This is a genomic window from Leptolyngbya sp. DQ-M1 (assembly GCF_039962505.1).
Lineage (GTDB): Bacteria > Cyanobacteriota > Cyanobacteriia > Leptolyngbyales > Leptolyngbyaceae > Leptolyngbya.
In genome coordinates this window covers 241,505-254,542 of sequence record NZ_JAMPLJ010000001.1, presented here as the reverse complement: position 1 = coordinate 254,542, position 13,038 = coordinate 241,505, and the positions used below count along the sequence as shown (strand labels likewise).

Annotated in this window: 11 protein-coding genes; 3 read left to right on the top strand and 8 right to left on the bottom strand. The window is 48.6% G+C overall.

What is annotated here, in order from left to right; all coding sequences use genetic code 11:
- The first annotated feature begins 64 nt into the window (after positions 1-64).
- Together NC981_RS01180 and NC981_RS01175 are read left to right on the top strand one after the other, a co-directional pair.
- Positions 65-502 (top strand): dTDP-4-dehydrorhamnose 3,5-epimerase, encoded by a 438-nt coding sequence (locus NC981_RS01180; RefSeq protein ID WP_348241199.1) that lies wholly within the window; start codon positions 65-67, stop codon positions 500-502.
- 66 nt (positions 503-568) lie between these two features.
- On the top strand, positions 569-1,213 hold the full coding sequence (locus NC981_RS01175) for a response regulator transcription factor (RefSeq protein ID WP_190376058.1): 645 nt from the start codon (positions 569-571) through the stop codon (positions 1,211-1,213).
- A gap of 52 nt (positions 1,214-1,265) precedes the next feature.
- Here the strand turns inward: NC981_RS01175 and NC981_RS01170 are convergent, their stop codons facing one another.
- Positions 1,266-1,742 (bottom strand): Dps family protein, encoded by a 477-nt coding sequence (locus tag NC981_RS01170; protein ID WP_190376057.1) that lies wholly within the window; start codon positions 1,740-1,742, stop codon positions 1,266-1,268.
- An 82-nt stretch (positions 1,743-1,824) separates the two neighbouring features.
- Positions 1,825-2,085 (bottom strand): sulfiredoxin, encoded by a 261-nt coding sequence (locus tag NC981_RS01165; RefSeq protein ID WP_348241198.1) that lies wholly within the window; start codon positions 2,083-2,085, stop codon positions 1,825-1,827.
- 170 nt (positions 2,086-2,255) lie between these two features.
- On the opposite strand from NC981_RS01165, the gene NC981_RS01160 reads away from it, so the two are divergent.
- On the top strand, positions 2,256-3,407 hold the full coding sequence (locus NC981_RS01160) for an alanine--glyoxylate aminotransferase family protein (protein WP_348241197.1): 1,152 nt from the start codon (positions 2,256-2,258) through the stop codon (positions 3,405-3,407).
- On the opposite strand, the gene NC981_RS01155 is transcribed toward NC981_RS01160, so the two are convergent.
- The 6 genes from NC981_RS01155 to NC981_RS01130 form a co-directional block, all read right to left on the bottom strand.
- Positions 3,388-4,815, bottom strand: a complete 1,428-nt coding sequence (locus NC981_RS01155) for an O-antigen ligase domain-containing protein (protein ID WP_348241196.1) — start codon at positions 4,813-4,815, stop codon at positions 3,388-3,390. The genes NC981_RS01160 and NC981_RS01155 overlap by 20 nt on opposite strands.
- A 196-nt stretch (positions 4,816-5,011) precedes the next feature.
- A complete protein-coding gene (locus NC981_RS01150; protein ID WP_348241195.1) occupies positions 5,012-6,151 on the bottom strand; it encodes a glycosyltransferase family 4 protein in 1,140 nt (379 codons plus the stop codon).
- Positions 6,152-6,168: 17 nt separating this feature from the next.
- Entirely contained in the window at positions 6,169-7,347 is a 1,179-nt protein-coding gene (locus tag NC981_RS01145) for a glycosyltransferase family 4 protein (RefSeq protein ID WP_348241194.1), read from the bottom strand.
- Entirely contained in the window at positions 7,344-9,176 is a 1,833-nt protein-coding gene (hepA, locus tag NC981_RS01140) for a heterocyst formation ABC transporter subunit HepA (RefSeq protein ID WP_348241193.1), read from the bottom strand. Before hepA ends, NC981_RS01145 begins: the two co-directional genes overlap by 4 nt.
- A gap of 19 nt (positions 9,177-9,195) precedes the next feature.
- A complete protein-coding gene (hepC, locus tag NC981_RS01135) occupies positions 9,196-10,146 on the bottom strand; it encodes a heterocyst development glycosyltransferase HepC (protein WP_348241192.1) in 951 nt (316 codons plus the stop codon).
- Positions 10,147-10,804: 658 nt separating this feature from the next.
- Positions 10,805-13,021, bottom strand: coding sequence for a polysaccharide biosynthesis tyrosine autokinase (locus NC981_RS01130; RefSeq protein WP_348241191.1), 2,217 nt, complete (start codon positions 13,019-13,021; stop codon positions 10,805-10,807).
- Positions 13,022-13,038: the final 17 nt, after the last annotated feature.

The following is a 13,038-nucleotide window of genomic DNA, read 5'->3' as shown; positions in this document are numbered from 1 at the left end:
ACAGGTACAAAAGTTTAATTTTGCCTCAATTAGATTGGGGAGAAAGCGAATCTGGGAGGTCGGTATGGGGTTAAAGACACAGGTTGAAATTTTCCCACTTGAATCCATCAAGGGCGGCATGGCGGAGTTTTACACGCCGCAATCGAGCCATGAAACCATGCTGGTGAATATTCCGGCTCAGACGATCGACGATCTGTTCGTTCATCGCACTCAGACCGATCAACTGCTAGTCGTGCGCGGCAGTTTTATTCTGGTTGTATTACAAAATCGTAGGTATCAATACATTCCGTTAAGCGAAATGAAGCCGCAGGTGGTAAAAATTCCGCCGGGAGTACCGCATGGAGCCATTAATCTCAGCGGCTCAGCCTGTGTGTTGGTGAACGCCGTGTTAAGACATAGCACTCCTATCGATCGAGATTATCGCCCAATGCGCCGACCAATCCCCTACGATATGAATATGGCTCACCAATTACAAAAAATTCATTCTTCTAGCCATGCTTAGTGAATTTTATTTAAGCTTGAATATGCCACTCATAACTGGCATCTAATTCTCTTTCCCCTGTGTTTCATGCCGCTCACAATTCTTGTTGCAGAAGATGATTTAGGAACCCGCCTCTCGATTTGCGACTATCTCGAATGTTCTGGTTATTCTGTGGTCTCAGCAGAAAACGGTAAAGATGCGATCGCCCTGCTCGAAACGCATCAGCCGCATTTGATCGTGACCGATGTTTCGATGCCGCTGATGGATGGGTATGAATTTGTGCGCCAAGTGCGGCGACGACCGGCGCTGCGTTTGTTACCGATCGTATTTCTCACCGGACGCACGGATACCGACGAGCGGGTACGGGGGTATCAGCTTGGCTGTGATGTTTATCTTGCAAAACCGTTTGAGCTTCCAGAATTGGGTGCAGTCGTGCGGAATCTCCTTGATCGCAGCCAAATGATCGAATCCAGTTGGCGATCGCGGCAAGAGTTTGAAGTAGCCGCAGAAGCAGAGCGGGAAAAACCAGATATCAACATTGCTTTTACCGATCGCGAACAAGAGGTTTTGACGCTGCTGAGCGATGGATTATCGAATAATCAGATTGGCGATCGGTTGCATCTGAGTTCGCGCACCGTGGAGAAGCATGTCAGTAGTTTGCTAAGAAAAACAGACACGAGCAATCGGGCTGAATTGGTACGGTTCGCAATGGAGCATCATTTAGTGCTATAAAAAACCGCCGGATATACTCCGGCGGTTCTCTCAAGCTTTATGACTGAAAATCCTACGATTCCAACAAGCTCCGCAGCATCCAAGCCGTCTTCTCATGAATCTGCATCCGTTGAGTCAGTAGATCGGCAGTCGGCTCGTCGTTGGCTTCATCCACTAAGGGGAACAACGATCGCGCCGTTCTCACCACTGCTTCTTGTCCTTCGACTAGGAGCTTGATCATTTCTTCTGCTTTTGGAACTCCCGGCGTTTCGGCGATCGAACTTAGCTTCGCATATTCGTTGTAAGTTCCTGGAGCCGGGTAGCCCAGTGCTCGGATGCGTTCTGCGATCGAATCCACTGCTAAAGCAAGCTCAGTGTATTGTGTCTCAAACATCGTGTGCAACGTTTGAAACATTGGGCCTGTGACATTCCAATGGAAATTGTGCGTTTTCAAATACAGCGTGTAAGTATCTGCTAGTAAACGCGACAAGCCTTCTGCAATTTCTTGACGCTTGTTATCCTCGATGCCAATGGCAACTTGACTAACCATAGTCTTCTCCTACTAAATTTCTAAAAAAGAGTGAGTAGTCCAAACCGTCTTGCTGGCTATTATCCCGCAGCCAACCTGAAAATTAAGCTAAATGTTGCTTAAGAACGGCTCTGGGTGCGCGTCGCACATTACACAAAATCGTTTCGTGTCCCAGTCGGCTACAGGCTTCGTAGCGATGACAGCCCGAAAATCCGTAATACTGTCCATCCACTTCTAAAACGTCGATCGGCTCTTGGAGTCCAATCTCCGAAATTGAAGCCATGAGATCTTTAACCTTCTCTTGATCGTTCTGCCGAAATAACGGGCGGCGAATCTGATTGATTGGGATTTCTTGAACTCTCATGCATCTTCTCTTCATCCAACCTCTATATCATACTCATAATGACTACGACTTGCAAGTTGTTTTTGCAGGTTTGCTGACATTAAATTCAACGCGTCAAATTCCGCATTCTCAACCATCTGTGTAATCCTGGATCATGCACAAATTGTTCTAGCTTTCTAAGGGAACCCAACATGGACGACAAGCTGATGCTCATGATTCCGGGACCAACTCCGGTGCCGGAGCAGGTCTTATCGGCAATGGCAAAACATCCGATCGGACACCGGAGCGGTGATTTTGGCAAAATTGTGGCAGAAGTCACCCAAAATCTCAAATGGCTGCACCAAACGCAAAATGATTTACTCATCCTGGCTGCCAGTGGGACAGGCGCAATGGAAGCCGGAATTATTAACTTTCTCAGTCCGGGCGATCGCGTGTTAGTCGGATCAAACGGTAAGTTTGGAGAGCGCTGGGCAGAAGTCACCGATGCTTATGGACTGCAAACCGAGCGCGTCACGGCAGAATGGGGTAAACCGCTTGACCCCGAAGTGTTTCGCGAGAAGTTGGAGAGCGATCGCGATAAGCAAATCAAAGCGGTGATTATCACGCACAGCGAAACCTCGACCGGAGTGATCAACGATCTCGAAGCGATCAATCGCCACGTTAAAGCCCACGGCGAAGCGTTAATCATTGTTGATACGGTGACGAGCTTAGGAGCAACCAGCGTTCCTGTCGATGAATGGGGTTTAGATGTGGTTGCATCCGGATCGCAAAAAGGCTATATGATTCCACCCGGATTAGGCTTTGTTGCTGTGAGTCCAAAAGCTTGGGAAGCGTACAAAACGGCAAAACTTCCCCGCTACTATTTGGATTTGGGCAAATATCGCAAGTCGAGTGCCAAAGATACCACTCCATTCACCCCTGCGATTAACTTGTTCTACGCAATGCAAGCCGCATTGAGAATGATGCAGGCAGAAGGATTAGAAAACATCTTTGCGCGACATGAACGGCATCGGCAAGCTACCCGTGCGGCGGTTCAAGGGCTGGGGATGCCCTTGTTTGCAGCAGATGAATGCAGCAGTCCGGCGATTACTGCGGTAATGCCGAACGGAGTTGATGCAGAAAAAATTCGTAGCATCATGCGGAAACGGTTTGATATTGCGCTGGCAGGCGGACAAGATCACCTCAAGGGTCAGATTTTCCGCATTGGACACCTGGGATTTGTTAGCGATCGCGACATTCTCACAGCGATTTCTGCGCTCGAAGCAACTCTGCAAGAACTTGGCTACGATGGCTTTACGCCTGGCGCAGGAATTGCGGCGGCGGCTAAAGTTTTGGCAGGTTAGGGACGATCGCAATGGGGTTTGCTGCTTGCTGCGTTTCATACAATCGAGCCGCAGCAGTTAACCCCATAAATCCCCACAGCACTATGCCAAACGGAATCAGCATGACGGTATTGAGACTGATTTGCGACACGATCGCAATTACAATAGCGCGACAGGCTCCGACAAATGGATCGCTCGAAGCTTGCCGGACTTGCAGCGCTCCAAACACCAGCAGTGCCATTCCTGCAACATAAGGAATGGTGCCAACCCAGCCTAAATTGAGGAATAACGTAAGAATACCGCTATCGTTTCCCCCAATATTTGAATCTCGAATCACGTATCCTAACCCGCGCCCTTCAAATTCGCTGAGGGCATCGTTGAGAAGATTGGTATAACCGATACTGCGATCGATAAAGCTGCCATCCTGCTGCCCTGCAAAGAATGTTTGTAGCCGCGAATTGATCACCGTTGAGAATGGCTCAACCATCGTTAAGGGCAACACAGCCAGCGACATCAGCATCAACGTGACGATCAGTCGCATTTGCAGCCTGGGTTTCAACGATGGGAGATAGACAATCAATCCGATGAGCCAGCTTAACCAAGCGGTTCTCACCAACGTTAGCAGCAATGCAAGATATCCGAATCCTGATGATACAAGCTTCAACGGACTCTTAATCGCAAACAGTAATAAGACACCCGCCACCATCGTTGCGGCGAACGGCTGTGGAGAGTGCATCGTGCTAAAGACTCGAATCGATAACGGGTTCGGTGTTCCAAATGAATAAATCATCAGAACGTTAATCAGATTTTGTAGCCAATACTGATCCCACAAAGGCGCAACTAGGAACTGAATGACACCGTAAACGCCCATCACCAGTGTTCCCCAGAGAAATACTCGCTCTGTAACGCGCTTGAGTTCTGGAAATCGTCGCCAGTGAGAAAATAAGTAATAGCCAAACACGATCGGAGTCAGCCAGTTTAACAGCGCAACGATCACCGTTTGGATCTGATATTCCATTAGTCCAATAAACGCTCCGTATAACACTGCGATCGTAGATAGGACAAACGGTAAACCATTCCCTCGAATTGCTTTGGGCAATTGAATCAGCAATGTTAGCGTCGATAATAATGACACTAGAAACGGAGCTAGTAAAACTGGATTGGGATCAAGCCATCCAACTTCCCAATCGATCAGTCGTCGGACAAAGGGTGTGAGAAACCAAAGCCACCAGGTAAAGCCAATGTAGAACATTGGATAGCGAAAAAATAGCAGCGCTCCCACTGCTAAACTTCCGATAGGAAAAGCAAGTCTAAGAATTGAGGCAACGTTAACCGCAAGACACAGCACCGTAAACGCAATCAATCCCCCAATCAGAAGCCAGGGTTCAGAGAGTTGCGGGGATTTGGGTTGGGGTTGGGTGCTGTACATAAAGTCGGTGGGGTGAGTCTGGGCTAGTAGAGGTGGAACGTAGGAAGAGGAGATGTTTGCTCTGGTTTGGGCGGCTTCTTGCCCCCTAAATCCCCTACGAGTGAGGGACTTTGAATTATTGGTTGAAGTCCCCCGCTTGTGGGGAATTTAGGGCGACCTGGATTCAGCATCGAAGCGAATTTTGCCGAATTGAGATTCAGGATGTCGATCGCATTCGCCAAGCGGCATCGTAGAGCTTGAGATTGTCTTGAGCGATATTTTTCCAACTGTAGCGCTGTGCTGCTCGATAAGCATTTTGCCGCAGACGATCGAGCATGGAACGATCGAGAATCAGCGTTTCAACCGCTTGCTCAAAGGCTTCACGATCGCGACAAGGTACGATCAGTCCAGTTTCACCATCGCGCACAATTTCCAAGGGGCCGGGAGCCGTTGTAGTGACAGGAGCCAATCCACACGCCATGGCTTCTACCAGCGCCACCCCGAATCCTTCTGAAATGGTCGGTAACACTTTGATGTGATGTCCTTTAAGCAGCTCCGGGAGTTGGTAATTTTCATAATACGGAATCACAGTCACCCGATCGCGCACTTCTGGATCGAAATCAGAATACACCTGCTCAGCGGGGCACTCGGTTCCGAATAGACTCACTTCTACTTTCGGATAGCGCTTGAGAATGGCATTGAGTGCAGGTGTGCCGTATTGAATGCCTTTACGAACGATGTAGCTACTCACTTGAGCAATTTTGATCAGCTCATTTTCTGAAGGGGTTGGCTCAAACGGCAGATTCAACATCGCTTCTGGAATCCCATTGGCGACAACATGAGCACGATCGGGATGAACCCCCAATTTCTCGACCACGTAATCCCGATCGCGATGATTCAGCAACAGCACCAAATCAGACTGTCGCATTGAGGTTGCGACTTCCCAAAGGCGAATACTGGCGCGATAGAGCAGGTATTTCCATTCGAGTTTGAGGTTTCCGCGCTGTGCTTCTTCGAGATATTCCAGGTGCTCGATATGTTCTAGCCCGTGGCAACGGCAGACGAGTAGCGGACGCGATTTGTGAAACTTTTGCAGAATCAACCCCCAAATCCAAGCATCTGCTGTCGAAGCATCAATCACATCGATCGAAGAGAGCGATCGTAGAATTTTTGCGGTTGTAAATTCTGGAAAGAAGACAAATTTCAATAGCGGCGGTAATTGTTTCGGCAGATCATCGAGTGAATAAAACTCAGTTTGATGTCCCAGTTTTTCGTATTCCTGACCCAAGCGCCAAGTAACACCAGGGCCACCCGCATTAGGATCAGCAGGATAGTGAAACGTAAAAAGTGTTTTCATAAAAAATTAAGCGAAGGTCACACACAATGCAGTTCAAGCAAGTTCTTTTCGATACCGTCAATCATTTTGTCGTAGCTAAAATAATCTAAAACGTGTTGCCGACATCTTGTCTCCAAAGAGGGATCTTTTTCCCGCCAATCCAGAACTCGATCGAGACAATTTGCTAAATTGTTCTCATCGCCTGGAGTAAACAAGAAATCCGCAAATCCGGTAAGAATTTCGGGATTTCCACCGATCCGACTGGCAATTTTAGGAACGCCGCAGGATAACGATTCAAACAAGCCTAAACTACAAGGTTCGCTCCATACACTCGGTAAAACGTTGACATCGCTAGCTTGATATAGAGACACCGGATTTGCGAGATGTCCAACAAACTGAACCTGATGAGAAATTCCTTGTGCCTCAACGAGTTGATTGAGCGATCGTAGATAGTCCATTCCTTCATCTTCGCACTCACGTTTCCTGGCAAAACTGTAATGCACAACAGGATTTCCAGCAATCAAAACTCTAATTCTTCTTCCTTTCTTGATTAAGATTGCTGCCGCTTTGATTAGCGTTTCTAGTCCTTTTTCTCGGTCAATTCTACCGATGTAAGAGATGATCTTTGTATCATCAGAAACCTGCCATTGTTGCCGAATTTGCACCAAATTTTCAGCAGGCTTGAACTTCTCTAAATCAACCCCGTTGTAAACTACTTGAATTCGATCGCGCTCAATCCCAAATGTGACCCAATCTTGCTTTGTTTGCTGTGAAACTGCGATAAATCGATCCACTCGACGCAATCCAAATTTACGCTGACGATTTAAATTAATCGGCGGGAGTTGTAAATAGCACACATACGGCAATTGATGGAAAAACGACAGCGCAGAAGCAAATAATGAGAAGTGATAATCGTTACAGAAAATGATCGAATTAGGTGCGATCGCCATTTGCCCTAGCTTGATCAAACCTGGCAAAAATTGCAGCGTACTCCTGAAGCTTCGCCAATCAAAGCCATAAGCGCTAATTTGAATTGTGCGATCGCAAAAAGACTGATACTGCGGCAGTAAATCACCGGCTTTCAGATACAGCAAAGTAATCCGATGCCCCCGTTGAAACAAGCCGCGACAAATTTCTAGCAAGTTTAATTCTTGCCCCCCACGCTGACGGGTAACGTGATTCTCCAGCACAATTAAATTCATCTTTAAATCGCTCACGCTTCATGCTGAATGCGGTGATAGTGCCAAAGTCTTCCCTGCTGCGCTAACAACGCCTGATAACTCCCCTGCTCAACCACCCGCCCCTGCTCCATTACCACAACCTGATCCGCTCTGATAATGGTCGAAAGCCGATGCGCGATCGTGATCACCGTTCGCCCGTGCGATAATCGCTCCAAAGATTGCTGAATCAACCGTTCTGATTCCGAATCTAGTGCGCTCGTCGCTTCATCGAGAATGAGAATCTCTGGATCGCGTAGCAACGCTCGTGCGATCGCTAGCCGTTGTCGCTGTCCGCCAGATAGCCGCACCCCGCGATCTCCCAACACTGTTTCAAATTGCTCCGGCAGTTCCAGAATGAACTTCAAAGCATTCGCTTGCTCGGCAACTTGCCAAACTTCTTGATCGCTGACATCATTCAAGCCGTAAGCAATGTTCTCGCGTACCGACGTATTAAAAATAAACGTATCCTGGCTGACAATCGCAATTCTGCGCCGCAGCGACTGAATCGCAAAGCGTCGGATATCCTCGCCATCAAATAAAACCTTGCCAGCCGTCGGATCATAAAATCGCGGAATCAAATCGACCAGCGTCGTTTTTCCCGCTCCAGAACCGCCCACGATCGCAGTCGTTTTTCCTTTCGCAATGCACAACGAGACTTCCTTCAACACAAGCTGCTGCGGATCGTAGCCAAAATCGACCGCCTGAAATTCGATCGAGTGATTCAATCCGTCAAAAATTCGATCGCCCTCCTGCAAATAGGGCTTGTTATCGCGCCGCAGCAGCTCGCGCAGATTCCGAATCGAGCCAGTGACAGCCGTGAGTTGAACGCGAGTCGAGTTCGCTTCGTAAACGACAGGAACCAACCGAAACAACACAAACAAAAACGTGAGGAGCGATGCAGTCTGAAGCGATCCGTTTTGCACAAAAACCGCGATCGCAAGAATGATCATCAAAATCAGTACCGTAGTTGCCAGTCCTTCTGCTAAAGGACGCACGATCGCCGATTGGCGCACCGATCGCATTCCCGCTCGAACAACTTGCGAACTTGCAGCATAAAACCGTTGACGCTCATAGCCCTGAGTCGCAAAGGCTTGCACGGTCCGAATTCCTGTGATAAATTCCAGCGCTCTACTGGTAAACCCTTCATTCGCTTCGGAAACAGCAATACTCCTCGCTCTCACCCGACTGTTAACTTGCGACAATACAACTCCAATCAAGCTAAACAACACCAGAGAAACGATCGTGAATTTCCAGGAGATCGTAAACAGCAATACGAAATACAGTACCAAGGCTAATAGCTTAGTGATGATAAAAGCAACTAATGTACAAGCATAATTAAGCCGACCGATTTCGCTAGTGATTGTATTGATCAATTCACCTGCAGCAGTCTGATTGAAGTAGCTTAAACTCACCGCTTGCAATTGCTCAAAGATCCGCTTCCGCAATCGATCGACTAACGTTTGCTGCGTCAGTTCGGTATAAACCTGAGTCAAATAGTTAAACCCAGCCCGAACCCAAACTGATAGCAAAATCAAACTCGATACCCGCAAGAGTCGCTCAGTCGCACTGCGATCGATGCCAAGAATGAAAAGATCAAACCAGTGAATTCCTGTTCTGAACGGTTCAAGATTCGGACTAATCAGACTTTGTAGAAATGCCAGCAGAAATCCCAGCCCAAATCCTTCAAAGGTCGCAGATGCGACGGCAAACAAAATTGCTGCGATCGCAATTCGAGGAAAAGAGTTGAATTCTCGCAAAATAAAGGCATTTTCTTGCCAAAACCGAGTTGCTCTCAACGATCGCTTAATGCGTTGTGCGACACTCATCTTTCCTCTGGGGGAAGCTCTAAAACGCTCCAAAGCCCGATAAAACTTTGGGAACGGTCTGCAATAGAATCTTGAAATCTCCTCCCAATGACCAATTTTTCAAATATTCTAAATCTCTACGATTGACCGCATCAAGATCCAGCAGCGTTGATCGGGCTTCAACCTGCCATGCTCCCGTAATTCCCGGTAGCGCGTTCAATCGCTCCTGCATTTCTGGACGAATTCGCACCGCATCATACAGCGCCCAGGGTCGCGGTCCGACTAGGCTCATTTCACCCCGCAACACATTAATTAGCTGCGGCAATTCATCCAAGCTATAGCGGCGCAACCATTTGCCCAAGGGGGTAATTCTCGGATCGTCTTCGCGCTTGTGCAGACAGCCCGCGCCTTGATTCGCCATAATGCCGTGATGGGCTTGCTCTGCATCTGCAACCATTGTGCGAAACTTCAGTACTCGAAATAGTTTGCCGCGCTGACCGACGCGCCACTGGCTGAAAACTACCGCTCCCGGAGAGGAAAGCGCAATCGCGATCGCAATCCCCACGAGCAGTGGACTGAGTACAACCAAAAGCAATGCAGCGACAGCCCAATCAAGCGCTCGTTTCCAGCCCCAGAGAATGCTTCTACACTTCTGCGGCAACTGTGCCGCAGAAGGTAAGCGCAGATAAATGTCTTTCCCGGCTTGTTCGCAAACATCTGCCCATTGTTTAACGGTGGCTTCTCCTAAGCCTGGATCGATGCGAACCCGCTGAATGGGCGATCGCTGCAAGCAGTCTAAAAGCCAGCCTGGATCGCTCAGGGGTGGCAGCGGAGGCTGTTTTTCATTACTGCTAGAAGTTGGAGATGCAAATTGTAAGACCAGAAGCTGCCGTTGCCGCCAGTACAGAAAACACCGTCGGCTATTCTGCTGAAATTTTTCGCAAGTTGAGCTTGAGGTTTCTTGCAAAATTAGCGGATTAAAAGTTGTCATAAGGTATCCGGTAAAGTCGCGGAAAATCGAATCTTCTATGGAGAATTTAAACGGTCAATCTGGTATCAATCGAGCAGGATCACTTTAGTAAAGCTTTAATTTTCAGTCTAGAATCACAGCGAGTCTAGATTTATTTTGGCTTTTTGTATCCTAGTTCATTCGCTCAAAGATAAATCTGCTAAAAGTTAGAATGTGATGATTTTTGATTCTGAAAAAGTGCATATTCTAGAATTGAGCTGAACTGAACAATTCATATCACTTGATCTTGTCTTATGTAAGTATAATTTTATACTTCTTCTCCGCTTAATCGATGAAGAAGCCGCTCTACTTTCGCCCGTCTGCCGAGCGGCAATACCGCTGTCGGCGCTTGACTTTAGAGTGCGAATTGGTGATGCCCAGATCGTCATGTTGCCCCTCATTAGTCCTAAAGTATATTTGATATTCAACTTAGAAAAAGCAAGCGATCGTAGTTGATGTTGCCCTAAACTCTTGTGTCAAAACTGCTCGATTATTGCTGAATCAATCTGTAATAGAAAGCATTATCTCTTAATCTGTCGAAATTTCCAAAATGATTAGAAATTAGCATCAAAAAAAGAGGACAAATCAAGCCAAGCAAATCTGATTGCCTTCTTTTTTAATTGCAATTTGTGAATTAATTCTAAGGCGTTGTTGTCGTTGAGCGGTAATAGTAACTATTTCCACTTTCAGCACAATTTGCAACCACACCCACGAGATTTAACCGATTCAGCATCCCCACTGCCTGCGTCACTTCATCCCGATTGACCTGCCCCATCCGACCGACTAACAGCGCTCCATCACAGAAAGAAGCTGCCAATAAGGCATCCACAATTCCCAACACGGGTGGCGCATCTAAAATCACCAGATCGTAATGCTGCTCAAACACCGTGATCAAATCGCGCATCCGTTTGGAGCTGAGCAACTGCACGGAATCGCTAGGAGTGGGGCCAGCAGTTAATACTGAGATTGGCAGATCGCTGTAAATGCTCGCAGGCTGAATCGCGGCTTGCGACAGCGCCCGATCGCTCGTCAACAATGTCGAAAGCCCGTGATCGTTCGGGAGCTGCAATTGCTCATGCAGTCCAGGACGACGTAAATCAGCATCGATTAACAGGACGCGCTGATGCAGCCGTGCTGCACTAATCGCCAAGCCCAGCGCCACAGTTGACTTGCCTTCACCCGCTAACGCTGAAGTGACCACCAGCGATCGCAGCGGATTCCCATCGGTCATCAGTTGCAGATTCTTGTAAATCAAATCCAGCGATTCGCGGAACGGTGCCCAATGCAGCACTTGCGGCATGACAATGTCTCCGGCGAGGCGCGATCGATGAGTCGCAAAACTGGTCACTGGCATGATCTCGGTCATCGGCAATTCCGGCACCATCCCAATCAGCGGAATTGATGCCTGCTTGGTTAAGTCTTCGGAAGTCCGAATCGATTTATCTGCCGATTCGCGCAGGAACGCCGCTACACTCCCCAGCATGACTCCCGCCGCACCTCCAATCAGCAAATTGCGTAACCAATTTGGACCAACTTGCCGACCAAACTTTGGCTGCTCTACCGCCTGCCAATCAAAACCACCCCGCGCAATTTCCAGACCCAAATCTTGCCGCGCTTTTTGCAGTTCATCCAGCGTGTCCCGGTTCAGCTTCACCGCAGGCTGGAGGCGGTTGTATTCCGATAAGAAACCTGGAAATCGCTGGAGTTGAGATTGGAGCCGCTGGGATTCTGTTGCCAGCGTTTGATCCCGCGCCTGCGCCGAAAAGAACTCCACCTGAGCCTGAGTTAAGTCGCTGGCAAATTTTAGATCGTTATCCCCTAACTGTCCGGCGGAAAGCAGGGCATCGCTTGATCCTGCAACCGCGCCCGCATTCGCGCCTAAGACCCGCTGCGCCTCCTGCTGAAGCAACCCAAGCTGGCGCTGACGCTGCTCCAAAAGCTGCTGCACAAACGGAGTTTTACTGGTAAAGCGCGTTTGCTGCTGAGCTAAGGCAACTTCAGTTTTTTGAATTTCACCCAGTAAGGCTTGATATTGCTTAGATTGGCTAAGTTTTGCGGCGATCGCGACTTGCTGCGGCGATCGGGCTAACTGCTGCTGGAGCGCGTAAAACCGTGCCTGAGCGCTAGCAAGATCGCTGCGATTCGCCTGCTGATTTTTCTGCAATTCCCGCAGCGAATCAACCACCGCCCTTGATTGCACTTCAGGGTCAATCAGGTTTGCAGATTTGCGAAACCGCTCTAAAGCAGCTTCGGCTTTATCTACTTTCGCCTGCACCTGCGGAATCTGTCCGTCAATGAACGATAATCCCTTTGCCAAACGATTGCGCTGCTGTTCTAAGTTGTAGTCCTGATAAACCTTTTGCAGCGCTTTAAGTACCTCGCGGGTTTTGATCCGATCGTGATCGATGTAGCTCATTTCCACGATGTTGGTAGTGACGCGCTCATTGCCGCGCTGCTCCTGCACTTGGGCAATATTCAGCCGCCGCCTTAAGCGATCGACGCTGATATCGCTGTAGCGCGGCTTCAGATCATCTACAGCCCGTTGCAGCAGTTGAGTGCTTCGCATTAAATTGACCTGCGTTGCGGTATCGCTTTCGACGTTGGGATCAGCAAAGGAAGGACGATTATCACCCGGAGCGCGACGTTCTCGGTAGTTTGACTCGACCAGCATTTGCATGGTGCTGCGATAGGTAGGGGGCATGATCGAGGTCACGATCGCAGCCAGCGCCACGGTTCCCGCAATTGCGCCCAGAAACCAAGCTTTCCGCCGCATCAACACGCCCAGAAGTTGCCCGTACCCTGGATCGGGTTCTTGCGACGGGAATGAATTGAGGAGGGGAAGATTACCTTGCGACACGATCGTTACTCCGTTGA

Bases quoted from the DNA above. Each gene is read 5' to 3' on its own strand.
- NC981_RS01155 (WP_348241196.1), bottom strand. From the start codon at position 4,815: ATGTACAGCACCCAACCCCAACCCAAATCCCCGCAACTCTCTGAACCC.
- NC981_RS01170 (WP_190376057.1), bottom strand. From the start codon at position 1,742: ATGGTTAGTCAAGTTGCCATTGGCATCGAGGATAACAAGCGTCAAGAA.
- NC981_RS01160 (WP_348241197.1), top strand. From the start codon at position 2,256: ATGGACGACAAGCTGATGCTCATGATTCCGGGACCAACTCCGGTGCCG.
- NC981_RS01165 (WP_348241198.1), bottom strand. From the start codon at position 2,085: ATGAGAGTTCAAGAAATCCCAATCAATCAGATTCGCCGCCCGTTATTT.
- hepA (WP_348241193.1), bottom strand. From the start codon at position 9,176: ATGAGTGTCGCACAACGCATTAAGCGATCGTTGAGAGCAACTCGGTTT.
- NC981_RS01150 (WP_348241195.1), bottom strand. From the start codon at position 6,151: ATGAAAACACTTTTTACGTTTCACTATCCTGCTGATCCTAATGCGGGT.
- NC981_RS01180 (WP_348241199.1), top strand. From the start codon at position 65: ATGGGGTTAAAGACACAGGTTGAAATTTTCCCACTTGAATCCATCAAG.
- NC981_RS01175 (WP_190376058.1), top strand. From the start codon at position 569: ATGCCGCTCACAATTCTTGTTGCAGAAGATGATTTAGGAACCCGCCTC.
- hepC (WP_348241192.1), bottom strand. From the start codon at position 10,146: ATGACAACTTTTAATCCGCTAATTTTGCAAGAAACCTCAAGCTCAACT.